This is a genomic window from Acinetobacter sp. ASP199, assembly GCF_022700675.1.
Taxonomy (GTDB): Bacteria; Pseudomonadota; Gammaproteobacteria; order Pseudomonadales; family Moraxellaceae; genus Acinetobacter.
In genome coordinates this window covers 226,204-251,220 of record NZ_CP062182.1, presented here as the reverse complement: position 1 = coordinate 251,220, position 25,017 = coordinate 226,204, and the positions used below count along the sequence as shown (strand labels likewise).

Annotated in this window: 24 protein-coding genes; 6 read left to right on the top strand and 18 right to left on the bottom strand. The window is 44.1% G+C overall.

Translation table 11 applies throughout. The features are described from left to right. Positions 1–3: 3 nt before the first annotated feature. From gspD to IHE35_RS01150, 11 genes are all read right to left on the bottom strand, one after another. A complete protein-coding gene (gene gspD / locus IHE35_RS01200; protein WP_242788642.1) occupies positions 4–2,256 on the bottom strand; it encodes a type II secretion system secretin GspD in 2,253 nt (750 codons plus the stop codon). Between the two features lie 38 nt (positions 2,257–2,294). Next, positions 2,295–3,161: a type II secretion system protein N gene (locus IHE35_RS01195; protein ID WP_242788636.1), complete on the bottom strand. Its 867-nt coding sequence runs from the start codon at positions 3,159–3,161 to the stop codon at positions 2,295–2,297. Continuing rightward, positions 3,161–3,904 carry a type II secretion system protein N gene (gspN, locus tag IHE35_RS01190; protein WP_242788632.1) on the bottom strand — a complete coding sequence of 248 codons (744 nt, stop codon included), beginning with the start codon at positions 3,902–3,904 and terminating at the stop codon, positions 3,161–3,163. The genes IHE35_RS01195 and gspN overlap by 1 nt, the downstream gene beginning before the upstream one ends. A gap of 183 nt (positions 3,905–4,087) precedes the next feature. Then, the gene (locus IHE35_RS01185) at positions 4,088–4,414 is read right to left on the bottom strand and encodes an H-NS histone family protein (RefSeq protein WP_242788631.1); all 327 of its coding nucleotides are present in this window, start codon (positions 4,412–4,414) and stop codon (positions 4,088–4,090) included. A 142-nt stretch (positions 4,415–4,556) separates the two neighbouring features. Then, a complete protein-coding gene (locus tag IHE35_RS01180) occupies positions 4,557–4,985 on the bottom strand; it encodes a thioesterase family protein (RefSeq protein ID WP_242788630.1) in 429 nt (142 codons plus the stop codon). An 11-nt stretch (positions 4,986–4,996) separates the two neighbouring features. Further along, positions 4,997–6,190, bottom strand: coding sequence for a heme biosynthesis HemY N-terminal domain-containing protein (locus IHE35_RS01175; RefSeq protein ID WP_242788629.1), 1,194 nt, complete (start codon positions 6,188–6,190; stop codon positions 4,997–4,999). Positions 6,191–6,196: 6 nt separating this feature from the next. After that, a complete protein-coding gene (locus IHE35_RS01170) occupies positions 6,197–7,024 on the bottom strand; it encodes a hypothetical protein (RefSeq protein WP_242788620.1) in 828 nt (275 codons plus the stop codon). Beyond that, positions 7,021–7,800, bottom strand: a complete 780-nt coding sequence (locus IHE35_RS01165) for a uroporphyrinogen-III synthase (protein ID WP_242788619.1) — start codon at positions 7,798–7,800, stop codon at positions 7,021–7,023. The genes IHE35_RS01170 and IHE35_RS01165 overlap by 4 nt, the downstream gene beginning before the upstream one ends. 5 nt (positions 7,801–7,805) lie before the next feature. After that, a complete protein-coding gene (gene hemC / locus IHE35_RS01160) occupies positions 7,806–8,726 on the bottom strand; it encodes a hydroxymethylbilane synthase (protein ID WP_242788617.1) in 921 nt (306 codons plus the stop codon). Positions 8,727–8,832: 106 nt separating this feature from the next. Then, positions 8,833–9,573 carry a LytTR family DNA-binding domain-containing protein gene (locus tag IHE35_RS01155; RefSeq protein WP_242788615.1) on the bottom strand — a complete coding sequence of 247 codons (741 nt, stop codon included), beginning with the start codon at positions 9,571–9,573 and terminating at the stop codon, positions 8,833–8,835. 56 nt (positions 9,574–9,629) lie between these two features. Next, positions 9,630–10,784: a histidine kinase gene (locus IHE35_RS01150; RefSeq protein WP_242788614.1), complete on the bottom strand. Its 1,155-nt coding sequence runs from the start codon at positions 10,782–10,784 to the stop codon at positions 9,630–9,632. On the opposite strand from IHE35_RS01150, the gene argH reads away from it, so the two are divergent. After that, positions 10,775–12,205 carry an argininosuccinate lyase gene (gene argH, locus IHE35_RS01145; RefSeq protein WP_242788612.1) on the top strand — a complete coding sequence of 477 codons (1,431 nt, stop codon included), beginning with the start codon at positions 10,775–10,777 and terminating at the stop codon, positions 12,203–12,205. The two genes, IHE35_RS01150 and argH, sit on opposite strands and share 10 nt — an antisense overlap. 33 nt (positions 12,206–12,238) lie before the next feature. Beyond that, positions 12,239–12,511, top strand: coding sequence for an oxidative damage protection protein (locus tag IHE35_RS01140; protein ID WP_242788610.1), 273 nt, complete (start codon positions 12,239–12,241; stop codon positions 12,509–12,511). 821 nt (positions 12,512–13,332) lie between these two features. Here the strand turns inward: IHE35_RS01140 and pgsA are convergent. From pgsA to uvrC, 3 genes are all read right to left on the bottom strand, one after another. Then, positions 13,333–13,920, bottom strand: a complete 588-nt coding sequence (pgsA, locus tag IHE35_RS01135; protein ID WP_242788608.1) for a CDP-diacylglycerol--glycerol-3-phosphate 3-phosphatidyltransferase — start codon at positions 13,918–13,920, stop codon at positions 13,333–13,335. A 107-nt stretch (positions 13,921–14,027) separates the two neighbouring features. Further along, positions 14,028–14,822, bottom strand: a complete 795-nt coding sequence (locus IHE35_RS01130; protein WP_242788606.1) for a thioesterase family protein — start codon at positions 14,820–14,822, stop codon at positions 14,028–14,030. Positions 14,823–14,938: 116 nt separating this feature from the next. Continuing rightward, entirely contained in the window at positions 14,939–16,738 is a 1,800-nt protein-coding gene (uvrC, locus tag IHE35_RS01125; RefSeq protein ID WP_242788601.1) for an excinuclease ABC subunit UvrC, read from the bottom strand. 225 nt (positions 16,739–16,963) lie between these two features. Here uvrC and IHE35_RS01120 point away from each other — a divergent pair, with 225 nt between their 5' ends. After that, complete coding sequence (locus IHE35_RS01120; protein WP_242788600.1) at positions 16,964–18,013, top strand: AAA family ATPase; 1,050 nt, start codon at positions 16,964–16,966, stop codon at positions 18,011–18,013. A gap of 21 nt (positions 18,014–18,034) precedes the next feature. Here the strand turns inward: IHE35_RS01120 and IHE35_RS01115 are convergent, their stop codons facing one another. Then, the gene (locus IHE35_RS01115; protein WP_242788598.1) at positions 18,035–18,451 is read right to left on the bottom strand and encodes a PH domain-containing protein; all 417 of its coding nucleotides are present in this window, start codon (positions 18,449–18,451) and stop codon (positions 18,035–18,037) included. A gap of 129 nt (positions 18,452–18,580) precedes the next feature. Next, positions 18,581–19,642: a diguanylate cyclase gene (locus IHE35_RS01110; protein ID WP_242788596.1), complete on the bottom strand. Its 1,062-nt coding sequence runs from the start codon at positions 19,640–19,642 to the stop codon at positions 18,581–18,583. Positions 19,643–20,156: 514 nt separating this feature from the next. Here IHE35_RS01110 and fadB point away from each other — a divergent pair. The 3 genes from fadB to IHE35_RS01095 all read left to right on the top strand — a co-directional run bounded on the left by fadB (position 20,157) and on the right by IHE35_RS01095 (position 24,139). Then, entirely contained in the window at positions 20,157–22,310 is a 2,154-nt protein-coding gene (gene fadB, locus IHE35_RS01105; protein ID WP_242788591.1) for a fatty acid oxidation complex subunit alpha FadB, read from the top strand. Between the two features lie 12 nt (positions 22,311–22,322). Continuing rightward, positions 22,323–23,495: an acetyl-CoA C-acyltransferase FadA gene (gene fadA, locus IHE35_RS01100; RefSeq protein WP_242788586.1), complete on the top strand. Its 1,173-nt coding sequence runs from the start codon at positions 22,323–22,325 to the stop codon at positions 23,493–23,495. 140 nt (positions 23,496–23,635) lie between these two features. Further along, positions 23,636–24,139, top strand: coding sequence for a hypothetical protein (locus IHE35_RS01095; protein ID WP_242788584.1), 504 nt, complete (start codon positions 23,636–23,638; stop codon positions 24,137–24,139). A gap of 19 nt (positions 24,140–24,158) precedes the next feature. Here IHE35_RS01095 and IHE35_RS01090 read toward each other — a convergent pair whose 3' ends face one another. Both IHE35_RS01090 and IHE35_RS01085 read right to left on the bottom strand, forming a co-directional pair. Beyond that, positions 24,159–24,494, bottom strand: a complete 336-nt coding sequence (locus tag IHE35_RS01090) for a hypothetical protein (protein ID WP_242788582.1) — start codon at positions 24,492–24,494, stop codon at positions 24,159–24,161. After that, positions 24,485–24,949, bottom strand: coding sequence for a hypothetical protein (locus IHE35_RS01085; protein WP_195725259.1), 465 nt, complete (start codon positions 24,947–24,949; stop codon positions 24,485–24,487). The genes IHE35_RS01090 and IHE35_RS01085 overlap by 10 nt, the downstream gene beginning before the upstream one ends. Between the last annotated feature and the right edge of the window lie 68 nt (positions 24,950–25,017).

Here is a 25,017-nt window from a genome sequence, read left to right as displayed (position 1 = left end):
CGTCTAGCTTTTCGGACGCAACGTCGTGGTTGTCACTGTATTTCGCGTTTTTTCTACATTTTGTACGGGTTGCGCAGATTGCTGCTGTACCACAGGTTCAATCGCGACTGGCGTGGTCACCACAGCCTGAGGCTGGGTCTGAACCGGCGCACTTGGTACGGTCTGATAACTTGATCTTACAGGTGTTTTAGAAACAGGTAGGCGTTGTTGATAAACATCATCCAGGCTTTCTGGCAATTTGGCAAAATTACCATCGGAATCTAAAGCTAACTGTAAACTATAGAGCTGACTGTAGCGCTGCTGGGAAATCTTACGCACTTCATTTTTATCGCCCACAATCGTTGGGTGAATAAAAATCAGCAGGTTACGCTTCTGATTAGATTTGCCTTCTGAGCGGAATAAACGCCCCAGACCCGGGATCGCACCCAAACCCGGTACTGCCTGACGGCCATAGCTGATGTTATCCGAAATCAGACCACCGAGTACAATGGTTTGACCATGTTCGGCCAGAATTGAAGTTTTAATCGCACGTTTACTGGTCACCAGATCTTGTGCCTGCCCCTTATCACGTGCAACTGCAGAAACTTCCTGCTCGACTTCCAGACGCACGGTACCATTTTCACCAATATGAGGAATGACTTTGAGTGTCACACCAACATCTTTACGTTCAATAGTGGTATAGGGGTTGGCAACACCTGCTGCACCCGTAGAAACTGAACCTGTTACAAATGGGACGTTTTCACCCACGACAATATAAGCTTCTTCATTATCCATGGTCACAATCGACGGCGTAGACAGTAGATTGGATTTCGTCGTTTCTTTCAATGCCTGAATCAGTGCACCATAGAGCTTTCGCGAACCATCACTACCTTCACGATAATCACCAATCACCACTGATGTCCCAGTACCAATTGCACTCCCCGCACCTGCAGCACCACCGGTCAGATAACCGGCAGCAATATTTTTCAGACTGGCACCAAAATTATCAAAGTTAATCAGACCAATACCACTACTCAGATCACCAAGTGCCCACTGCACACCAAGCTGATCAGCATCCGTACCTTCCACTTCCATAATCGCGGCTTCAATTAATACCTGCTGACGACGCGTATCCAGCTGATTAATCGCTGACTCGATTTCACGCATCAGTTGTGGATCAGCCTTCACTACCAACGAGTTTTGGGTCGCATCCGCAATAATACTGACACCATTGGCATTAAAACTGGTAATCCCTTGCTGGCTATTCCCTAATCCTGAATTCAGCTGAATCCCGGAAGTAGAACCGTCCTGAGACATATTAGATGCAGAGCTGCTATTGCCCAGTGTATTCAGCGAAGTTCCTGCGGAGCTATTCTCTGAAGAAGAACTCGAACGACCTAAAGCCTGTCCAGAAACCAGCCCTTGCAGAATTTCAGCCAGGTTTTTAGCACTGGCATATTTTAGACGAAATACTTTGAGACCACCTAAACGATCTGCTGCAGGCACATCCAGCGTTTCAATCATCTGGCGAATACGTTTACGCGTCGCAGTATCACCCTTGATGATAATCCGGTTGGTTCGCTGATCTGCCATCACCCGCACACGAGAACCTTTAAGATCCTTGGCAACACCTGTAGCTGTCATAGACTCAATCAAACCAATCATTTCCTCAGCCTGACTCGACTGCAAGCTAATAGCTTCCAGATCATTCTGACCGGTGCCATCCAGATTACGCACAATCGTTTCTAGTTGATAAATATTACTGGCACGATCAGAGACAATTAAGGCATTGGTTCCCGGCACAGCTGCTAAATGGGCAAACTGTGGCATCAATGGACGTAGCGCTGGAATCAGGTCATTCGGATTGGTATTTTCCAACCAGATTACCCGGGTTACGATCTGGTCACCAGTGGCACGGTTACGGGCATCATAAGGGATACCGGAATTCTTGACGTTATTGTCCGGCACCAGTTTGATGGTATTCCCGGAGGGGATCGCCACCACCCCATTGACATTCAACACCCCAAGAAACAGGTCATAAACTTCAGCCCGGTTTAATGCCCGGTTTGAAATGACTGTGACGTTGCCGCGCACCCGTGGATCAACGGCAAAATTTTTCCCCGTAATATCGGCTACTTCATTAATAAAAGCAGCTAGGTCTGCGTCACGCAGATTGATTTTCCAGGTCTGCGCATACGTTGCGGTACTGACCATAGCCACCAGAGGTGCGGCAACACAAAGCGCCCATGCTGATCGATTATTATTAAATAAAGCCATAAACCTAAATGCTTCCCAACCCTATATGTGATGACACATCACTTTAAATCTTGTTGAATGGTCATCACCTGATCACCACGTTTAATTTCGAGTTTTACCTGGCCCTGCTGTCGTGCCTGTTCCAGCAACTGCGCTTCAGATTGTCCCGCAGTGACGGTCTGACCATTCAGAGATACAATCCGGTCACCCGGTCTGAGACCGAGACGGTTACGCAGTATTGCCGGAGTCCGCGAAGTGACCTCATAACCGCCTTCACCAGCAGAAACGCCCATATTTTCCAGATACTGTTCGCGGTTTTCATTCATCTGCTGAATCGCGCGACTAATTTCATTCTGTGGTGAAGCAGGCTCATTATTGGGCTGATTCGCTGCTCTACCCCCACTCGAGGATGAAGATGAACGACCCTTCTTCTGCTCATTACTTTGCCAAGGCTGATTCAGGCCATTTTCCAAACCCTTAAAGAATACTTCCTTACTCGCACCATTTTTCTGACGAATGACCACCCGATCCCAGTACACCTCAGCCAGCTCATAGCCGGTATTACCGAAGCTCTCGCCGACACGATACCGGTCGACCTGATCATTCAGCTTTAATACTGCTGAAGATAAATAGCTTGGACTGGCAACCATTACCCCTTGTAGCAGAATATTGGAGACTTCCGCACTCGCTGCAGTTTGTCCAGTTTCCTGAAATAATGAAAAAGAGCTGATATTCGGAATCCGTGGCTGCTGTGAGCCCAGCTCCACTCGTTCCAGTTGCAAAGCTTGAGGCGGTGCAACAACCAGCCAGAATAGCGCTGCCAGCTTCCAGCATAAATACAGAATCAGCAAAACTAAAAGTGCGGGTGCAGCTTTATTAAAAGACTGTAAATCCAGTTGTTTCAATTTATCTATATCAATGGCCATCAGTTCAGGCCTCCCATCAGCGGCTGACGGGTGCTGATAACATAAGTATCCAGCCCCGCTTTACCTTCATAGGAAGGAACATTCAGTAACATACGCTGGGTCAGTTGCACATTCAGCATCAGATCGGGATCAAGTTCAATATTCAGCATTTTCTGATCACGACTATCGCGAACATCCAGCAATAATTTGCCTGACTCATCTGCCAACTTCCCGGCAAGAACAGGAACACTCATCCGTTCTTGACGCTGTGCAAAGGTATAGATCAACTCCCCCCCTGTCCAATTTAACTGACCATTGACATCACTAAAGCCATTTTGTTTCTTATATTTAAAATCAAGCTGCTTAAATTGAATCGCATTGGTTGGCCATTGCCAGTCTGCCAGATGTTTCAGGGTTTCTGGTGCCAGCTGTCCTTCCAGATTCTTTACGACTAGCGTTTTGCTCAAGCCGTAAGCCATGACACCGGCAATTTTAGTATTGCCGCTATGTACTTCCATATCTGCCCCGAGACGCCATAACAACAAATCCAATGGACGAACCTGCCAGTTCAGACTGCCACGCAATTGACCTTTTTTCCAGTCAGCACTGCCCTGCCAGATATTGCCACTGACGTTATGCAGTACCTGATTATTTTTATAAAATTTTGAAATCAGCCAGGCAGCAGGCACCTGCAAAACTACAAAAATAAAAAAGGCGACTATGGCAAGAATTAACCATTTGAAAGTTTTCGGTTTACTGCTCATCCCACCCCAACCAATCCATCAATTTCAGTTCCTGGTTATCATTCTTTTCTTATATAAGCACATTATGCATACTTTTCTCACCACGCCAATTGATAGGCATAAAAAAACCAAGCAATGATGCTTGGTTAAAGATGCATAGGTCATCTCCATGACCGACCTATGATGACATTCATAATCGAATCTTTAGATCAGGAAATCTTCCAGCTTGGCACCTTTTTCCAGTTCTGCAACCAACCAGCGTGGCTGTTTACCACGACCTGTCCAGGTCTCTTCCGGATTTGCCTTACTGCGATAGCGTGGTTCTACAGTCTTACGAGATGATTTCTTACGCTTAGAGGCACCATACTCGAGCAACTGCTCAATGGTCATATCTACTTTTTCTGCAATGCTTAATACCTGATTATAAGCATCTTCAATTTCCTGGTCTTTTTTAGACGCAATTAATGCTTCAGCTTCAGCTTGTAAGCGCTTTAACTCTTCAACTGATAAATTCGTAATGTCTGGCATCACTCTCTCCATAAAAATAATATTATTCGTTTTATAAATAACTTTTTCATAGTATTTGGGTTGAATAAAATATTCAATAAAAAAATTTAAACGGATAACAACAAATAATAAATTTAATTACAAAATTAAATAATTTTGTGGTGTTCTAAAGTATATGTTCGGCCGTCTTCTCTAAGTTTCTTATTATTTCCTGTACCTCTTCAGGAATTGGCATTTTCTGCATGGTATTTTTATTTATACAAACCAGAGCTGCTTCAGAAATTGCGACTACACTCTGCTGCTGCTCACTCCATAATAAATAACTCATACGAAATGATGTAGTACCCATCTCTTCAATACGTACCCCGATTTTAAGTTGATCTGGATAAACCACTGGCTTTAAATAACGACATTGATTGGTTACAACAACAGTTAATAATGGACCAAGCAGTATATTTAATCGAGCCAGATAAGCCAGTCGGGCACTTTCAATATAACGATAATACACCGCATTATTAACATGACCGAAAGCATCCATATCTCCCCAGGCCACGCGTTGCTCAAAAATCACCGGATAGTGCGCGAGTGATTCCATATATACTTCCCCTATATTCTTGTATCAATAAAATTGGCATTTGATTCAAACACCTGATTCAGTTGTTGTTGTAGTTCATCCTGCCCCTGTAAAGCAGATTTAATACGCAGATAACTCATACGTACATCATCTGGATAAAGTGCAAGAAGTTGCTGGGCCTCATCCACTCGACCTGCAGCTTGCAGCACATGCCATTTGGCAAAAGTTAATACCGGCACTGCTGTATATTTTTCTTCCCATAATGAAATTTGCTGGTTAATAATTTCATTATCAGGGTTTTGTCGAAGTAATTGTTGCTGGAACCATAAATAAAATACATCCTGATTAAATTGTTGTTCCAGTAAATGCACTGCTAGGGCTTCATGCTCGGCACCCATTTCAGGCATTTTAAATAATAATTTCAACCACAATAATTTGACTGCATAGTCACGCGTAAATATCTCTTCACTTAAGTCAAAATAACGCTGTTGTAAATATTTTAAATCTTCCTGATCCGCTTGCTCAAAAGCCAGCAACAATTGTTCCAGCCAAAGTGTTTTAGTATTTTGTTCTAAATGACCATATTGGGTTGATCTTAAATATAACCAGGGAAACTGTAAAGCAAATTGCCCCCATAATTTAGTTAATCGCTGCTCATAAGCTGATTTAACTTTAAACAGCCATGGAGATAATTCATGCTGATTTAAAAATTCCAGATGGGTTAATGCCTGCTGACCATCCTGTTGCGATAAATACACTTCAATACGCTGTAATTCAGCCAGTTCAAATGCCATCGGATTGGAATGATTTAAAGATTCCAAAGCCTCATCAAAATTCTGCTGCCCCCAAGATAATCGCGCATGGATAATATCTTTTAATAATCCGGATTGGGCGAAAGACTGCTGAATAAAATTACGTTGGTCCTGTGAGGCATTGAGTAGCCACACCACTGCCAGTTGCTCATAAGGATGCAAATGATGAAAGCTAAAAACGCGCTGTTTCTTGCGCTGCTCGCGATTCAGATAACGCGTAACTGCATACCACAGCATATGCATGACAAAGCTGATAATGACCAGTAGTGCTGCCAGTATCCACAGGCTGGTCTGTACTTGCCAGTTACGCCAGTAAAGATAGACATAACCCGGTCCATGACCGTAACTGAGTAGACTTAAAGCCGCAATACCGAGCAGACTGACAAATAAATAAGCAAGCAGAATCTGTTTCATACGCGATCAGCTCATTAAGGTACGGGCATTCAAAGGAGGAACTGGTGTCAGCGGTATGCTACGGATTTGTTCCAGCTGTTTAATCCATTGCTGGCTTTTCACATCCGGCAATTGTTTGAGTACTTCAGCCACGGCACCAAGCGATTGTTGGAAAGGAATTTGCTGCCCTTGCTGTAGCGCATTTTGCGCCATCAATAAACGCAATTGTGCTTCTTTTAGCACTAGTCCTCGCTGCATTAACACCGTACTTGGCTGCTGTGCAGCTTCAATCTGAATCAGATTGCGCCAGAAGGAACCACTCTCTGCGGGCGTGGTACTGTGCTGGGCTTTTAGTTCCTTGGCAATTTCAGCATCCATTTGATTCAGTAAATCTCGGATCCTGTTCTGCTGTACCAGGCGACTATTGATGAATTGTTGTAGCATCACCTGATCTTTGCTGAGCACCCGCTCCAGACTGTCTAATAAAGCTGGTGCAAGTGTATAGTTCGGCAAATCCAGTTGCAGTTGACTGATTTTTTCCAGTGCTGTGCTGTATTGCTGCTGCTGCAAAGCAAACTCAATCAGGCTGAGTTGCTGACGAACCAGTTCAACATCATGTGACTCAGGAGCAATTGCCACCTGTGAGTTAGGTGTAGCTGATATACTTTGGCGCTGTTCAGCGACCTGCCGTTTAAGTGCAACAACATTGTCATTCAAGCTGGCATTTTTCTGCTGCAATAGAGTGAAGCTGGAACTGAGTTCTGTATGGGCCTGGCGCAAACTAAACAGGTCATAACTGATTTTTGCCATCCAGGTAAACGCCACAATGAACAGCACGATTAAAATTTTCTTCATGAGTTCCCCAGCACTCGCTTCATCTCCCGTACGATCACATCGCTGCTTAAGCTCTCAAGTTGTACATACTCAAATGCGGCAGCATGATGTTGACGGTATTCCCCTAAAATAGCAGCCAAACGTGGGCCTAAAACCAAATAAATTCCCTTGCTGATCAAGGATATTTCTTGTTGTAATAGCTGCAACCAGTTTAACCAGCTGGCTTCACTACTAATCAATACCATATAGTGGCTATCGTGCTGTAATTGAGGTAAGAGTTCAGCTATGGTGTGTTGTGACTGAAGTGGACACTGACGCTGATACAGTACAAAATTTAGCACCTCAACGCCCTGCTGACGTAAATGGTCCATCATGAATAATCGACCACCCTCACCTCGCCAGAAAGCGATAACAGCATCATTATCAAGACGATCCAGGATCGGTAACTGTAGCATTCCTTCAGAGGTTTCAACCTCCGGCACATGACTTTGAATACCATATTGCAGTAATGCCTGCTCAGTGCTTCGCCCTACAGCAATCCACTGAATATGGGCTAATAGAGCCAGTTCAATACCTGCCTGCACCAAATATTGCATACCAAACTGCACCGCAGTCGGACTCACCACCACAATCACTTGAGCCCGGCACAACTGCTGATACAGACTCGCCAATTCTGCTGAATAAGACCGTGCAACCAGCTCTAGCAAAGGTAGCTCCACCACAGGAATTTGTACTGCCTGCAACTGCTGTGTGAGTCGAACAGCACGATCCTGAGGGCGGGTATTAATAAACAGCATGAATTTTATGAATACAGTGCTTTAAGCAAATCGCCTGCACCTTGAGCCAATAAGTTCTGTGCCAAGGTTACACCCAGCTGCTCCGCTTGATTTGCTTCACCCTGTAGCTCTGCTTTTAATAAGGTTGCGCCATCCACACTACCAACACGACCTTCAATCGAAATTTGCCCCCTCTGTAATGTCGCATAGCCAGCAATCGGCACCTGACAACCACCTTCCAGATAGGCATTGAACGCGCGTTCAGCACGAACACAGGCATCGGTTTCAGCATGCAAGAGAGGCAAGATCAGATCCAGTACATTCTGGTCACCCTCACGACATTCCAGACCAAGCGCACCTTGTCCCACAGCTGGCAAGCTCACTGCAGGTTCAAGCGTATGACGAATACGATCCGCCAGTCCCAGACGTTTTAAACCGGCACTAGCAAGAATAATAGCATCATAATTGTCTGCATCGAGTTTCGACAGACGTGTGCCGACGTTACCTCGCAGATCAATAATCTCAAGATCCGGACGTGCTTTTAAAATCTGGCTCTTGCGACGCAGACTGGATGTTCCTACTTTAGCGCCCTGTGGCAGCTCGTCAAAGCTTGCATAGCGATTAGACACAAAGGCATCTAATGGATCTTCACGCTCGCAGATCACTGCAAGACTTAAGCCTTCAGGCAGTGCCATGGGCACATCTTTCATGGAATGCACGGCCAAGTCTGCACGACCATCCAGTAATGCAGCCTCAAGTTCTTTGACAAACAGGCCCTTGCCACCAATCTTTGCCAAAGGTGTATCGAGAATTTTATCGCCCTGTGTCACAAACGTGACCAACTCGACCTGAAGGTCAGCATGCAATTCCTGCAGACGTGCACGGATATGTTCCGCTTGCCACAATGCCAGAGGACTTTGTCGAGTTGCAATTTTTAGGGTCTTCATAAATTTCAAATACAGTGAATGAGAACAATAGTCTAAACTTAACCTGATCACTTTAAAATGCAAGTGAATTTATGCAAGTTTTAACTGCAACCCGACCCCATACGCTTCAGAGCTTATGAATGCGTTCACGTAAAAATGGCAAGTGACGTCGACTCACTGCAAGTCTTTCATCTAGCTCACGACAACGCACCTGGTACTGTCCCGAACTAACCACTTCCAGTCCATCCAGATAGTTCACAGACACCAGTGCATTGCGATGAATTCGGATAAAATTCTGGCCAAATTCCTGTTCCAAGTCCTTTAATGTTTCATCAATCAGGACACTGCCATTTTTATGTCGTACCGTGACATATTTCTGATCAGCCAGGAAATAGTAAATATTTTCCACAGGGACAAGCTCCACCCCGCGATAAGTCTTTGCCGCAATCTGATGGCGGCTGATATTGAGTTCTTCCATATTTTCTTTTTGTTTTAGTTGGCTCATCTGAGCTTGGGTAAGTTTGGTTAAATGCTCAAGTATCTGTGCTAACTCCTGTTGCATCACCGGTTTGAGCAAGTAGCCTTCTGCATTCGACTTGAACGCATCAAGCGCATGGTGGTCATAGGCCGTACAGAAAACAATTGCCGGCATTGGGTCAAGCTGACGCAGATGTTGTGCGCAACGCAGACCGTCCATTTCGGGCATTTGAATATCTAATAGAATGACATCGGGCTCATGCTGATGTGCCAGATCAAGGGCTTGCTGACCATGGGTTGCGGTTGCAACTACAGTATGGCCGAGCTGGCTGACCAGGCGTGCCAAGCGCTCTACAGCGAGTGGCTCATCATCACAGATTAGGATGTCCATTTATCCTCCTTCAGTTAACAGTATGTCATTGTTGTTAAGTTAACTGCATTTTATTGTTATTTATACTGATATTGCACAACCGTCGTAAAAATTCCCTTGCCGGCATAGGTTCTAAAGGTCACTGTCGGGCCATAATAAGCTTTCAGGCGCTGTCGAACATTTTCAATTGCAATACCATTCCCCCGCTTTAATGCTGCATAATCCTGTGAATATGGGTTTGTTATAATAATATTAATTTGATTTTGCAGGATTTCAATCAATACGCTTATCGTACTCTTTGTTAGAATTTTTTCAACTCCATGGAAAATACTATTTTCTAATAGGGGTTGTAAAGTCAGTAATGGAATTTGGACTTTTGAGTATAAGTCTTTGTTTTCTAATTTCCATTCGACCTGCAGGCGATCACCGAGTCGAATTTGCTCAATCTCCAGATAACGCTGACATAGATCAATTTCTTCCTGCAAGCTGACCAGCTTTAATTCCTGAAAACTGGCACGAAACAGTCGAGACAGATTGAGCAACATCTGTTCCGCTTTATCGGGATCAATGCTGATCAGGCTGATAGCGCTATTTAAACTATTAAATAAAAAATGCGGTTGAATCCGGGCCTGCATGGCCTGAATCCGTGAATTTAACTCACTATGGCGTTGACGTGTCCATTGTTCTCTTAAGTAAAGATAACGAAAACAGAAAGTTCCAAGCAAAATTCCAAAACTCAGGTGCATCCCGACCTGCTTAAAAGCAATTTCAGCTGTGAGGTCATACAAATGAAAATTTATGCCAAAATGTATCAGAATGTTTAAACTAACTGTCGTTAGCAACACGATAGTCTGTAATAACAAGAATCCGGTGATCAACGCAGATTTGATCCCCATACGATCAAAATACTGGTGAAACAGTTCTACACAAGCTGCAAATGATAGCAACACCCAGTTAATGTAGAGGATGTATTGCAGCAAGTGCATAAAATTGAGCGCTTGCCAGGACTGTGCTTCTGCCAGACTCAGTACTAGCGCCAGCACATTACCACCAACAAACAGCTCAAGCAGATAACGCCAATTGCCAATCTGGCTAAAAAAATAGGAAGATTTTTGCTGCCCCACCAGATCTGTAACAGATTGAGCAGATGGAACTTCGGCAACAGCCGTTGAATTTGCTATACTCTTTTTCGTTCTACTGCTTTTAATCTTATTGAGCCGACATGACCACATCTTCTAATTCCTCAAATCCATCACAAGCCCAGACTTCGGGTATGTGGGGCGGTCGTTTCTCTGAAGCGACTGATGCTTTTGTTGCTGAATTTACAGCATCTGTACAATTTGACCAACGTTTTTATAAACAAGATATTGCGGGTTCAATTGCGCATGCAACCATGCTTGCAAAAGTGGGCGTGCTGACTGAACAAGAACGTGATGACATCATTGAAGGCCTGACTGCGATTAAGGCAGATATTGAAGCAGGTAATTTCGAGTGGCGCATTGACCTTGAAGATGTGCACATGAATATTGAGTCACGTCTGACTCAGCGTATCGGCATCACAGGTAAAAAATTACATACTGGCCGTAGCCGTAATGACCAGGTCGCGACCGACATCCGTTTATATGTACGTGATGAAATCGATGCCATCCTAAAATTATTAGAGAAATTACAAAAAGGCATTTTGAGCTTAGCGGCGAAAAACACCAATACTATCATGCCTGGCTTTACTCACCTGCAAACTGCACAGCCTGTGACTTTTGGTCACCACTTGATGGCTTGGTTTGAAATGCTGGTACGTGACTCTGAGCGTCTAATCGACTGCCGTAAACGTGTTAACCGTATGCCGCTTGGTTCTGCTGCTTTAGCTGGTACCACTTATCCAATCGACCGTGCATATACAGCTGAGCTTCTAGGTTTTGAAGCAGTGGCTGAAAACTCGCTGGATGCAGTGTCTGACCGTGACTTCGGCATCGAATTCAATGCAGCAGCATCTTTAATCATGATGCATCTATCGCGCATGTCTGAAGAAATGATTCTGTGGACTTCTGCACAATTCAAATTTGTGAACATTCCGGATCGTTTCTGTACTGGTTCATCTATCATGCCACAGAAGAAAAACCCGGACGTACCTGAATTGATTCGTGGTAAGACTGGTCGTGTTTATGGCGACTTGATGAGCCTATTGACTTTAATGAAAGGTCAGCCATTAGCCTACAATAAAGACAACCAGGAAGACAAAGAACCACTATTTGATGCAATTGATACTGTGCGTGGTTCATTGATGGCATTCGCAGACATGATTCCTGCACTGGTTCCAAATATCGAAATCATGCGTGAAGCAGCACTTCGCGGTTTCTCGACCGCAACTGACCTGGCAGACTACCTGGTGAAAAATGGTGTTGCCTTCCGTGATGCACACGAAATCGTAGGTAAAGCGGTTGCGCTGGGTGTTCAAGAAGGTAAAGACTTGTCTGAATTAACACTTGAACAGCTACAGCAATTTTCTGACCTGATCCAAGCAGATGTATTTGAAAAAGCACTGACTCTGGAAGCCTCAGTCAACGCACGTAATCACATTGGTGGTACTGCACCTGTACAAGTCGCAGCAGCAATCGAACGCGCTTATGTACGTCTGGAAAAACTTTACGCTTAATTAATTGCGCTATCTTAAATTCGGAGTATTGATATGTCTCGACAAGTATTTTGCCGTAAGTATCAAAAAGAAATGGAAGGCTTAGACTTTGCACCGTTCCCAGGTGCAAAGGGTCAGGAACTGTTTGAAACTGTATCTAAACAGGCTTGGCAGGAATGGCTAAAGCACCAAACTACGTTGATCAATGAAAAGCGTTTAAACGTGTTTGAAGCGGATGCGAAAAAGTTTCTTGAAGAACAGCGCGAGAAATTTTTCAACAATGATGAATCATTGGAAAAAGCTGAAGGACTAAAGCCTGAGGCGTGATTCAGCGGAGCATTGCTCCGCCACGCCGCAAGATGAGAAGCTATGCTTCGAGTGAAAAAATAAGGCGCTGCCTTATTTTTTCTGCAAGACAAACACCGAAGGTGTGCGTAGGCTTTAATTTGAAAGAGTCTCTTATGAGGCTCTTTTTCTTTGCAATAACACTGCGCTGCCCTTACGCAAGACGAGAAGCTACGCTTCGTAGTGAAAACCTAAGGTGACATATCAAAAAAGGTTTTCTTAAAGCAATTCTTAATTTCTTCACCCACCTTTCTATTTATTGCAGAAACGTACCATAAATAAGCAAATAAAATCACTAGAATCCCCTTCTTCTAGTTAGCTATTTTCCAATAAATAGATCATATCTTTCCTCTTTTTCTAACTTTCTCAGAGCAACAGATTGCATCAGTTTTAAGATCAATTCTTTTTCAATATTATTTATTTTATAGACCAGATTTATTGTAAATACGAAGTTTTACTAATCAATCAAGTTTCAACTGTAAAATTTACATACTCTTTTTAAAGAATCCAAACATGGGGCTTATTAGAATTAAGCTCTTCATTCATCTCAAAATTATGGATTGTAAACAACAGATACATGCCACTATAGAAACGCAACATTACACTACAAGAATGTACATGAATTAAAAAATGGAATTCCTATAATAGCAATTAAGAGGATGGCAACATCTTTGTATAATAGCGATAAATATCCCCGATTTCATCCCAGTTCTTCCCCCAAAGGCTGGGTATTTTTTTGCCTGCAATTTATTAGATTACCCATAAAAAAAGCCCCAGTGACTGGGGCTGGATTCAATATTTAATTAAGGCTGTTTCAGATATGGCCAGGCCGCTTTCAGGTAGATAAACATCGACCATAAGGTGAGCACCACTGCAGTATAAAGCAATGCATAAGCCAGCGTATCCAGTGGCTGCCAGTTCAGCAGAAATACAGTAATCGCGATCATCTGGAAGGCTGTCTTGTATTTCCCGACTGTAGACACTGCCACACTGGTTCGTGCACCGAGCTCAGCCATCCATTCACGTAAAGCTGATACCGTAATTTCTCGCGAGATAATCACAATTGCAGCAAAGGCCATCGAGATCGAAGGCTGCCATTGCACCAGTACAATCAGTGCAGCTGCCACCATCAGCTTGTCTGCCACCGGATCCAGGAATCGACCAAAAGCCGAAGTCTGGTTGAGTGTTCTCGCCAGATAGCCATCAAACCAGTCCGTTACCGCCGCAACCACAAAAATCGCAGTCAACAGCAGATGACGCGTCATATCTGGATTGCTCTCATCAATCCCCATCGCCGGCGGCCAATACGCCACCAATAGAAAGACTGGAATCAGGACAATACGTGCCAAGGTCAAGATATTTGGAATATTCAGGATACGACCTGTAGTCATAGACACCGCCAATTGTTCCCCTCATGTACGATGAAAATGCACACTTTTATTGAGGTTTGATCCATCGTTAATAGGCTTCACTTTATACGAATTGGCCAGCAGTGTCACTAGGCAAACACCGTCACTGTCTGTCTGGCAATCGCAATCAGACGATTTTCAGCGTCCCAGAGATAGGCATGTTCTGTGGCGTAGCCGTCTGCTGCATAATCAGTAAATACTTTATATTTAAACCAATCATTCAACTGATGTTGTACTGGATGCACATAAGTCACCGTCCAGTTGAGGCTGCTGGCTGGTGCTATTTGCTTAAACATCGGCAATACGCCGGGTGGCCAGATATCAAAAATCGCCATCAGGTCAGCAACCTCAAATTTGCGGTTTGCATGTCGTTCCGAATCAAAACGGCACCAGCCGCCAAAATCAGGGTGATCACTCCCTGTACATGGCAAATTCACTTCGACCCAACGGACCTCAAACTGCTGATAGCATTCCGGCATAGCCACATTTGGAGGAATACTAAACAGGCTTTCAGGAGCTGGATAATCTGGGGCAGATGCCTCCTGATGTACCTGAATAGTCGAGTCACGTGCTACTCCAAAACTGGCAATCAAGATACTCTGCACCGCATCATCCTGCCACAGGCGAACTTCAACCGTAGTGACGGATTTACCTTCACGCAGAATTTCTGCGGTTAACCTGACGGGTCGTTGCTGAACCGGCCCCACAAAAGTCACACTGGTGCTCAAAAGATGTTTCGCCGGGTCATTAATGCTCAGCACCGCTTTTTGCATCATCATCGCCGCAGCCAGACCGCCATACAATGTCCGCCCTTGTAACCATCCTGCTGGAAGATCAACCCATTCCTCAGCAGCAATTGCTGCATACACCTGTTCCAGTGTCATTGTTCATCCCTGTGCTTGATTTTAGTTTTGATATCATTCAATAAATTTGAATTGATGTGAATGCTCAATGACTTCTCCGTCATTGAGCAGTTTGGCAAATGATTTAGTTTGGATTTTTATTCATGCAGTACTTTATAAATGGTACGTGCCATGACTTCACCCAGTCCCGGTACCAGCTGTAAATCTTTTTCTGAAGCCTTGAGCACCCCTTGAATACCACCAAAATGGGTTAGCAGATCACGACGGCGTTTTGGTCCCAGACCGGGAATCACTTCCAGAACTGAAGAACCACGCTTCTTGTCACGTTTGGCACGATGTTTGGTGATCGCAAAGCGGTGTGCTTCATCACGTACCTGTTGAATCAGATGCAGGGCTTTATGGTCTTCGGGAAGTTGAATCTTGGTACCATCAGTAAAGTGTAAAGTTTCCAGACCTGGCTTACGTCCCTCACCTTTGGATACACCCACCATAAAAGCGTCCAGACCAAGGTCCTGCATGACTTCCATCGCCATATGCAGCTGTCCCTTCCCTCCATCAATTAATAACAGGTCGGGCAACATGTGCTTTTTATAACGTCGGGTCAGCGCCTGACGCATCGCTGCATAGTCATCGCCTTCAGTAATGTCGTTAATCGAAAACTGGCGATAATCCCGCTTACGCGCACCGCCACTATCAAACACCACGCAAGAGGCAACAGTTTCCTCCCCCATGGTATGCGAGATATCAAAACATTCGATCCGGTCCACGGGATGCCCCACCACCTGTTCTAACTGATGGAAACGCTCATTCAGTTCAAAGTGATTCGCCAGTTTGGACTTAATCCCTTGCAGCACATTCATTTGTGCCAGTTCCAGCCATTCGGCACGGGTTTCGCGAACCTTGGACTTGATCTGGATTTTTTTATCAAAATGCTGGGCCAATGCCTGTTCCAGTTCATTGCGATCGGTTACATCGACATTGACGATCAGTTCTGCAGGAATTTCATCAGCGACCTGAAAATAGAAGTTGGCAATAAAATCATTCAGCATTTGTCCCAAATCATCGCCTTGCATATCCGGGAAATAGCTTTTGCCGCCCAGCATTTTGCCATTACGCACATGCATGATCTGTACGCAGGTCACGCCAGCCTGATGCGCAATCGCCAGAATATCAGCTTCGCCTTTGACTTTGTAGATTGCTTGATTGGCTTGAACATCACGCAACAGGGCCATACGGTCCCGATAAAACACCGCCTTTTCAAATTCCAGCTGTTCAGCAGCTGCTTCCATCTTGGCAATCAGTTGCTGGTTCAGCTCCTTGGTATCGCCTTGCAGAAAGCGAATCGAATTATTGACATCTTCCTGATAATCTTCAGGTGAAATCAGTCCGACACATGGGCCAGAGCAACGCTTGATCTGGTATTGCAGACAGGGACGCTTACGCTGTGCGAAATAGCTGTTTTCACACTGGCGTACATTAAACAGTTTCTGTAAGACGATCAGGGTATCCTTGGCATTATAAGCACTCGGATAAGGTCCAAAAAACTTGCCCGGCTGATGTTTGCCCTTGCCTCGACCCGCCGCAATCCGTGGATAAGGTTTATCGCTGGAAACAAAGATATAGACATAAGATTTGTCATCGCGCAGCATGATGTTATACGGTGGACGATGCAGCTTGATCAGGTTCTGCTCTAACAGCAATGCTTCGGTTTCAGAACGCACCACCAAGGTCTGAATATCATAGATCCGCGCCACTAGAGCCTGGGTTTTCGGATGTTCAAGGGTCTTGACGAAATAACTGGATACGCGGTTTTTCAGGTTTTTTGCCTTGCCCACATACAACAATTCGCCATCCTTGCCATACATCCGGTACACCCCCGGAAGTGTGGTCATATTCGCCAGGATTTTTTTAATATGGGGACGCGCGTTCTCGTTCACCTGCAACCTATTTTTCACATGCAATATGCAGATAATGTGATGTTTATTGCCTGATTTTCAAGCGCGGTGACAAAATTACCATCAAGCCTGTCTACAAATGAAGTTTATAAGTATGCAATCCCGGTCAATTTATAGGCTCACCGTTATGCTGTGATTGCTAAAAGCTATAAATTTCAAGTGATATCTTTGTTATGCTCGACGGGTTCGTTTTTGAGATTCCCCAAGATGACCACGCAGCATTCCGATTTCCATGTCGTCCAGCCTGGCACCTCCACGCATAGCACTTCGGAACGTGACCGCCTGATTGGCAAGCCACGCTTTCACTTTGAACCCAAGACGGTCATGGATCTGTTACGAGAACGGATTATCGGGCAGGATACGGCACTGAATGAAATCGAAAAGATGCTCCATGTGGTCAAGGCGGATTTTTCCAGCCCGGATCGTCCATTGTCAGTTACCTTGATGCTTGGTCCCACCGGGGTAGGTAAAACCGAGACTGTGCGCCTGATTGCCGAAGCCATCTATGGACGTCCAGATGCGTTTTGCCGGATTGATATGAATACCTTGGCGCAAGAACATTATGCCGCAGCGCTGACTGGTGCACCTCCGGGTTATGTCGGCTCGAAAGAAGGTCATAGTCTGTTCGATGAAACTGCGATTGCAGGTAGCCATACCCGTCCGGGCATCATGCTGTTTGATGAACTGGAAAAAGCATCGAATGAGGTGATTCGTGGCCTGATGAATGTGCTCGACACCGGTCGACTCACTTTAACCGCAGGTACCAAAACCATTGATTTTCGTAACTGCATGATCTTTATGACCAGTAATGTTGGCGCACAAGCGGCTCAACAATATCTGGAAAAGCTCAGTTATTTGCCGCAGCAGGTTCAGAATCTGTGCCTGAAAAAAGTGCCGACACAGCGCATCATTGAAAAGGTCATGCAGCGTAAGTTTGATCCTGAGTTTCTCAACAGGATTGACCGTACCCTGCATTATCAGGCTGTACAGAATGATGCTCTGCCACGACTGGTTGAGATTGAACTGGAAAAACTGAATAAGCGTCTACAGCATCAGAAGCGAACTGTAATCTTAACCGATACAGCCAAGGCCTATTTCTATCAAGGGCATGACATTCGCTACGGCGCACGCCATCTGGGTCGCAAAATGCGTACCGAACTAGAACCAATTTTAGCGCTATATTTTTTAAATCAGCCTGAGCAATCTACGCTGAAACTAGATTGTATTGAAGGCAATTTGGTGATTCAGCCCGAATAGCCTCGGCCACAAAATCAGCTGCTAAGATGCCTGCTGGTTCTGCACCGCATTAATAAATGCCATCTGGTCTTTGGGTGAGATCAGCACAAATTTATTGGTTCCATCTTCACGATAATCCACGCGTAAACGCTTCAGGGACAAAGCAGGTGCAACAGAGGAATAGTCGGTTGGAGTGACCGCCTGAATCGCGGTTAGGGGAATCTGCCAGCTCAACCACATACTTTTTACGATCAATTGATCAGCAGTAAGCTGATATCGGGTATTCAGCACCGGCCACCAGATGATCACAATGGTCAGTATATATACCACTGTATGCAACGGATATTGCTGCATGGTGCCTTTGGCTGACATCACCAACAGTAACTGCACTAATAGCCCGGTCATACATACCAGAAAGGCCACCAGCCACCAGTCTTTTTTGGAACGAAATACCTGCATGTGTGCTCCCCCATTCTTAAAGCTATTGTAAGTCTAAAAACAGGATGTACCAGCAGAATTACTTAACTCATCAGATATTTTAGAAATCATGCAGCATGAAATAACAATCATAAATTGCCGTATTGATTGTTAATTCCCTTTCAGCTTGTACTGTTTCTTGAAAGCATACATCTTGTCATCGGCACAGCGGATCAGGCTGGCACTATCCAGATAGCCACTATTGGCATCGGTCTGATGAATCCCAACACTAAGACTGACCTGCATGGTCAGTTGACTCAAGGTCTGCTCCACGCGCGGAATAAAGCTTTGCAAGGCATCTGCCTCGGTACAGTTTGGCAATACCACCAGAAACTCATCACCGCCATAGCGAAAACAGTAGTCTTCATCCCGGGCAATCTGCTTTAAGGTACTCGCTACGGCCTGAATCACCTGATCGCCATAGATATGGCCATATTGGTCATTTAACCGTTTAAAGTCGTTGATATCAATAAATACCACGGTCACAGGCGCATGCTGTTGCCGCGCACGATAGAGTAACTCATTCAACATCGAGGTCAGGCTGCGTACATTATAAAGACCTGTCAGTGGATCCAGTCGGAACAGGGTTTCCATTTCTTGTGCATGCGTTCCAAGTTCCACAGCATATTCCTGCAGTTTGTGATGGGAACTATTCACTTCTTTCACCAGACTCCAGATATAAGTTTCGACCACCAAGGTAATGTCAAAGGTATACAGTTTTTCCAAGGTGTCCTGCACCTGCCGTACCAAGGCTACATCCGGCACATACTGTTCTACCAGTTTAAAGATCCCTAATTTAATCTGATGCAAGGCAGCCAGATACAGACGCGGTTCTACGCCAATGCGTTTATGCACCAGCCCAATACGCAAGCGGTTATTGACATAGACACTGTCATAGCAGCCAGAAAACAGATCCAGAATATATTGATGCTGGGCTACCTTGAGGCGCTTAAGCGTATCGACATCACCAATCAGATTGTTAATTTCAGGTACAGAGGTTTGATAGTCATAAAATTCGGCCACGGTGTCCTGCAAGCCTGGCGCTATCAGTTCACGCACAGTCGCCAGTGCAGCCAGTGCTTCTTCGGTCAGTCCAAGTAATTGCTTGCGTCGCTGAATGTCGGGCAATGAAATCTGCATCTGCTGCATCAGCGTCTGATCTGTCAATTTCATGCAGTAATCTTCTTATTATTGTTTTAGGTTTTTGCTTATTTTCATCCATTCTAAGCCGGGCCGATTTACAATCCCAGCCAGCTTATCGGCAAACTACCACTTCACAACCAAACTGCAACAAAGCTGGACTTTGCCTGCTATTTTGATCAGGCTGCAAAACAGCAACAAAGAAAAAATCCGCAGTGAATTGACATTTTTGACAGTAAAACGATTTTTTCAAAGACTTGAAAAGCCTTTCTATCGCCCAATATAAATGGGGTTCTCATTAAAAAATTGTGAACTGAAACAAAATCTTCAGTTCATTGTACTTGATATGAGCCATACCCGAACGCATAACAGCCAAAACAGTTCAGGCAAAAATTGATGACCCTTGCGTCACGGCTTGATACAACTTGTTATGTTCTTTTTGGATATAGTTATCGTAAGATTGGCGAAGCATAAATATGCGCAGGAATCGCGCATAGGCTCTTCACAACATCAACTTAGAAGTCCTCCAAAATAAAGGAGATCAGGCATGATCCACGCTGGCAATGCCATTACCGTCCAAATGCTTTCGGACGGAATTGCAGAATTCCGCTTTGACTTACAAGGTGAGTCGGTCAACAAATTTAACCGCGCAACAATTGAAGATTTTAAAGCTGCAATTGACGCTGTTAAAGCAAACGGTGACATCAAAGGTTTAATCGTTACTTCAGGTAAATCTACATTTATCGTGGGTGCAGATATCACTGAATTCGGTGAAAACTTCGCTCAAGGCGAACAAGCGATTGTGGATTGGGCATTGCCTGTTCACGACATCTTCAATGCGTTTGAAGATCTAAACGTTCCTAAAGTTGCTGCAATCAATGGTATGGCATTGGGCGGCGGTTTTGAAATGTGCTTAGTGTGTGACTATCGTGTGATGTCAGAAGCTGCACAAGTTGGCCTTCCAGAAATCAAACTGGGTATCTACCCTGGTTTTGGTGGTACGGTTCGTTTAAGCCGCGTGATTGGTATCGACAATGCGGTTGAATGGATGGCAATGGCTGCACCGAAAAAGCCAGCTGCTGCGCTCAAAGACGGTGCTGTTGATGCAGTTGTTGCTGCAGACAAACTACAAGACGCTGCAATTGACCTTGTGAAACAAGCAATTGCTGGCCGTGTAGACTGGAAAGCAAAACGCCAAGAAAAATTAGATCCTGTTAAATTGAACATGCTTGAACAAATGATGGCATTCAATACAGCGAAAGGTGCAGTGCTTGCAAAAGCAAATCCTGCTCAATACCCAGCGCCAAAACTTCTTCTAGACTCATTACAAGCAGGTGCAAGCCTTCCACGTGATGAAGCATTGAAAATCGAAGCGCAAGGTTTTGCTAAAGCGGCTGTGACTCCACAAGCAGGTGCGTTAATTGGTTTATTCCTTAACGACCAAATTGTGAAGAAAACTTCGAAGAAATATGAAAAAGGTGCTCACCCTGTCAACCAAGCAGCTGTATTAGGCGCGGGGATCATGGGTGGTGGTATTGCTTACCAAGCGGCAAGCAAAGGCACACCAATCATCATGAAAGACATTGGTAATCCGCAACTTGCTTTGGGTATGAAAGAAGCAAATGGTTTACTGACCAAACAAGTTGAACGTAAGAAGATGAAACCTGCTCAAATGGGTGAAACTCTTGCGCGCATCCGCCCAACTTTAAGCTATGACGAGTTTAAAGAAGTGGACATCGTGATTGAAGCGGTGACTGAAAATCCAAAAGTGAAAGGTATCGTACTGAAAGAAACTGAAGCGAAAGTTCGTGAAAACACGATCATTGCTTCGAACACGTCAACAATTTCAATCACACGTTTGGCTGAAAACCTGGAACGCCCTGAAAACTTCGTGGGTATGCACTTCTTTAACCCTGTTCACATGATGCCATTGGTAGAAGTGATTCGTGGTGAGAAGACTTCTGCTGAAGCGATTGCAACCACTGTAGTTCTTGCTCAGAAAATGGGTAAAACACCAATCGTGGTCAACGACTGCCCGGGCTTCCTGGTAAACCGCGTACTGTTCCCTTACTTCGGTGCATTTGACCTGTTACTGAAAGATGGTGCTGACTTCCAGCAAATCGACAAGGTAATGGAAAAATTCGGCTGGCCTATGGGCCCTGCTTACCTGATGGACGTTGTTGGTATTGATACTGGCGTTCACGGTGCAGAAGTGATGGCGGAAGGTTTCCCTGACCGTATGAAGCCTGACTACAAAGGCTCAATCCAAGTCATGTACGAAAACAAACGTCTTGGTCAAAAGAATGACGTTGGTTTCTACAAATACGAATTGGACAAAAAAGGCAAAAAAGCCAAAGTGGTTGATCCAACTGCGTATGAACTTGTGGCATCTGTTGCAACTTCTGAGAAACGTGAATTTGATGCTCAAGAAATCATTGACCGTATGATGCTTACGTTCTGTAATGAAACTGTTCGTTGCTTAGAAGACAACATTGTAGCGACTGCTTCTGAAGCAGATATGGCGATGATTATGGGTGTTGGTTTCCCTCCATTCCGCGGTGGTCCATGCCGTTACATCGACCAAACAGGTGTTGCTGAATACGTTGCGCTTTGCGACAAGTACGCACACTTAGGTAAGGCTTATGAAGCGCCACAAATGTTGCGTGACATGGCTGCTAACAACAAAAAATTCTACGGTTAAGGAGCAACGTGAATGGCTACTTTAAATCCACGTGACGTTGTCATCGTTGATGGCGTACGTTCAGCAATGGGTAAAACCAAAAATGGTATGTTCCGCAATGTACGTGCTGACAGCCTTTCTGCTGAACTTGTACGTGCACTTGTTGCTCGTAACCAGTTTGATGTCAATGAAGTTGAAGACGTAATCTGGGGCTGTGTAAACCAGACTCTAGAACAAGGTATGAACATCGGTCGTAACATTGCGCTATTGGCTGATCTTCCTAAGACTGTTGCAGGTCAAACGGTTAACCGTCTGTGTGGTTCTTCGATGCAAGCAATCCACACCGCTGCTGCGCAAATCATGACAGGTCAAGGTGATGTATTCATCATCGGTGGTGTTGAGCATATGGGGCACGTTGGTATGATGCACGGCATCGACCTGAACCCTGAAGCGTCTAAGCACTATGCAAAAGCGTCTAACATGATGGGCTTAACTGCTGAAATGTTAGGTCGTATGAACGGCATTACCCGTGAAGAACAAGATGCGTTCGGTGTTGAATCTCACCGTCGTGCTTGGGCTGCAACACAAGAAGGTCGTTTCAAGAACGAAATCATCGGTATCGAAGGTCATGATGCGAATGGCTTTAAACAGCTTTGCGACATCGACGAAGTGATCCGTCCTGATGCAAACCTTGAAGCATTCAAAGCGTTACGTCCTGTGTTCGATCCGAAAGGCGGTTCTGTGACTGCTGCGACATCTTCAGCGTTGTCTGACGGTGCGTCTGCAATGCTGCTTATGTCTGCTGAACGTGCTCAAGCGTTGGGGCTTAAGCCACGTGCTGTGATTCGCTCTATGGCGGTTGCAGGTTGTGATGCTGCGATCATGGGTTACGGTCCTGTACCAGCAACTCAAAAAGCGCTTAAACGTGCTGGCTTGTCAATTGCTGATATTCAAACGTTTGAGTTGAACGAAGCATTCGCAGCACAAGGTTTGTCTGTTCTTAAAGGCTTAGGCATTTATGATCAACAAGACCGTGTGAACTTGAACGGTGGTGCGATTGCGCTTGGTCACCCATTGGGTTGTTCTGGTGCACGTATCACAACGACTTTGCTGAACGTCATGGAACAGCAAGATACACAAATTGGTCTTGCAACGATGTGTATTGGTCTTGGCCAAGGTATCGCAACAATTATCGAACGTGTTTAATGTTTAGTTAAATACTGAGATAAAAGAAACCCCGCTTCGTGCGGGGTTTTTTGTCCCTTAAAATTCCCTAATCCAAATAAAAGTACATGGCAACATTTCCTACATAGCAATAACGCTATAAACCTACTAAGGAAAAAGAAATGGGAAATTTAGCAATAGACTTTAACCATAAAACTACTCTAGCAAGCTCAAATATGCCGACTTCGGTTGAGAGTTTAAATTTCAATAAATTAAAATTTAAATTAACATCAGGTAATGAAGCAACCATGTCAAAAAAAGTTTGCGAATTTGCAGAGCAAGAATATAAACGTTTTCTAGCGTTAAAATATTTCTATCCAAAAGAAACGCTAGTACCTAATAAACTTGTTGATGAGTTTTGGCATGCTCACATTTTAGATACTCGAAATTATCACATGGATTGCTTGAAAATTTTTGGAGCTTATCTGCACCACTATCCATATTTTGGAATCCATGATGAAGTCGACCAACAAAATTTGAAAGATACTTTCCAACGAACTAAAAAACTTTATGAAGTTTGGTTTGGCCCATACCCTGATTTCACAATTGAAGCACGCTGTGGTGATGATCACGCCTGTCATGCTCCTTCAAGCTGTGCATGTCGTGTACCTGGTGCATGTAAATAACTTTTAATACTGGGCAGTATCACTGCCCAGTTGCCTTACATAATGCTTCAATTGCTGTATCTATTTGTAGATCTAATTTCTTAGAAAATTTATCGCCTGTATTCTTTTCCCACTGCTTATATTCAAGAAAAAATATATATTTCTTCAATGCATCCTCTTTCTTAATGGTTAATGACCCTTGTTTTGCCCTCTGAATATCTTTTTTTAAGCGCTCATAAAAAGAAGTATCTTCATCGGAAAATGCATCGCTAAAAGCCTTTAAATTACCTGTATAAACTTCTTCAATTAAGTTTAAAAAATTTTCTAAATTAGGATTTAAATTTAATTTATCTTTTTCATTATTTTCTAAATGCATTCATTTGTACCTGCATCAACCACTTTAGGATCTAACTTACCCCATAGTGGATAATTAGTATTTTCAACTATGTACGTCGTAAAACATGTACATGTCTTATCAATACGTTCAGCATCCCATCTTTTCTTTTGCATAGCCAAATTTGCCTTACAATTAAGATCAAACTGCCTAACCTGCTTATCAGTCCAATTCGTTTGTATTTTCGAATAATTAATTTCAGTGGGTTTGAGAGCGTCTTTTATTTGATCTATGCCTACACCACCAGCAACCCCAATCAATCCAGCAATAACAAGAATTTTCATAAAACCTGATTTAGGTTTTTCTTTATTAATGAAAATTAATGGGTTTTGGCAAGTACCACAATGATAAAGACCTTGATCACCAATTTGATTAAGTTTATTTACTGTATTACAAGATGAGCAAGTAATATATCCATTTGTTTGAAGGTCGCCCACTACAATCTCTAAAATAATTATTTGTTTTAAATAATTATAATTCTTAACTAAATAAAATGTTATCCCTT

What these genes read in the sequence shown, in the direction of transcription:
- IHE35_RS01155 (WP_242788615.1), bottom strand. Translation starts at nt 9,573, where the DNA reads ATGGACATCCTAATCTGTGATGATGAGCCACTCGCTGTAGAGCGCTTG.
- IHE35_RS01165 (WP_242788619.1), bottom strand. Translation starts at nt 7,800, where the DNA reads ATGCTGTTTATTAATACCCGCCCTCAGGATCGTGCTGTTCGACTCACA.
- gspD (WP_242788642.1), bottom strand. Translation starts at nt 2,256, where the DNA reads ATGGCTTTATTTAATAATAATCGATCAGCATGGGCGCTTTGTGTTGCC.
- IHE35_RS01115 (WP_242788598.1), bottom strand. Translation starts at nt 18,451, where the DNA reads ATGCAGGTATTTCGTTCCAAAAAAGACTGGTGGCTGGTGGCCTTTCTG.
- IHE35_RS01150 (WP_242788614.1), bottom strand. Translation starts at nt 10,784, where the DNA reads ATGTGGTCATGTCGGCTCAATAAGATTAAAAGCAGTAGAACGAAAAAG.
- fadA (WP_242788586.1), top strand. Translation starts at nt 22,323, where the DNA reads ATGGCTACTTTAAATCCACGTGACGTTGTCATCGTTGATGGCGTACGT.
- IHE35_RS01120 (WP_242788600.1), top strand. Translation starts at nt 16,964, where the DNA reads ATGACCACGCAGCATTCCGATTTCCATGTCGTCCAGCCTGGCACCTCC.
- IHE35_RS01180 (WP_242788630.1), bottom strand. Translation starts at nt 4,985, where the DNA reads ATGGAATCACTCGCGCACTATCCGGTGATTTTTGAGCAACGCGTGGCC.
- IHE35_RS01090 (WP_242788582.1), bottom strand. Translation starts at nt 24,494, where the DNA reads ATGCATTTAGAAAATAATGAAAAAGATAAATTAAATTTAAATCCTAAT.
- hemC (WP_242788617.1), bottom strand. Translation starts at nt 8,726, where the DNA reads ATGAAGACCCTAAAAATTGCAACTCGACAAAGTCCTCTGGCATTGTGG.
- IHE35_RS01140 (WP_242788610.1), top strand. Translation starts at nt 12,239, where the DNA reads ATGTCTCGACAAGTATTTTGCCGTAAGTATCAAAAAGAAATGGAAGGC.
- IHE35_RS01130 (WP_242788606.1), bottom strand. Translation starts at nt 14,822, where the DNA reads ATGACACTGGAACAGGTGTATGCAGCAATTGCTGCTGAGGAATGGGTT.
- IHE35_RS01195 (WP_242788636.1), bottom strand. Translation starts at nt 3,161, where the DNA reads ATGGCCATTGATATAGATAAATTGAAACAACTGGATTTACAGTCTTTT.
- argH (WP_242788612.1), top strand. Translation starts at nt 10,775, where the DNA reads ATGACCACATCTTCTAATTCCTCAAATCCATCACAAGCCCAGACTTCG.
- gspN (WP_242788632.1), bottom strand. Translation starts at nt 3,904, where the DNA reads ATGAGCAGTAAACCGAAAACTTTCAAATGGTTAATTCTTGCCATAGTC.
- IHE35_RS01170 (WP_242788620.1), bottom strand. Translation starts at nt 7,024, where the DNA reads ATGAAGAAAATTTTAATCGTGCTGTTCATTGTGGCGTTTACCTGGATG.
- fadB (WP_242788591.1), top strand. Translation starts at nt 20,157, where the DNA reads ATGATCCACGCTGGCAATGCCATTACCGTCCAAATGCTTTCGGACGGA.
- IHE35_RS01095 (WP_242788584.1), top strand. Translation starts at nt 23,636, where the DNA reads ATGGGAAATTTAGCAATAGACTTTAACCATAAAACTACTCTAGCAAGC.
- IHE35_RS01175 (WP_242788629.1), bottom strand. Translation starts at nt 6,190, where the DNA reads ATGAAACAGATTCTGCTTGCTTATTTATTTGTCAGTCTGCTCGGTATT.
- IHE35_RS01110 (WP_242788596.1), bottom strand. Translation starts at nt 19,642, where the DNA reads ATGAAATTGACAGATCAGACGCTGATGCAGCAGATGCAGATTTCATTG.
- pgsA (WP_242788608.1), bottom strand. Translation starts at nt 13,920, where the DNA reads ATGACTACAGGTCGTATCCTGAATATTCCAAATATCTTGACCTTGGCA.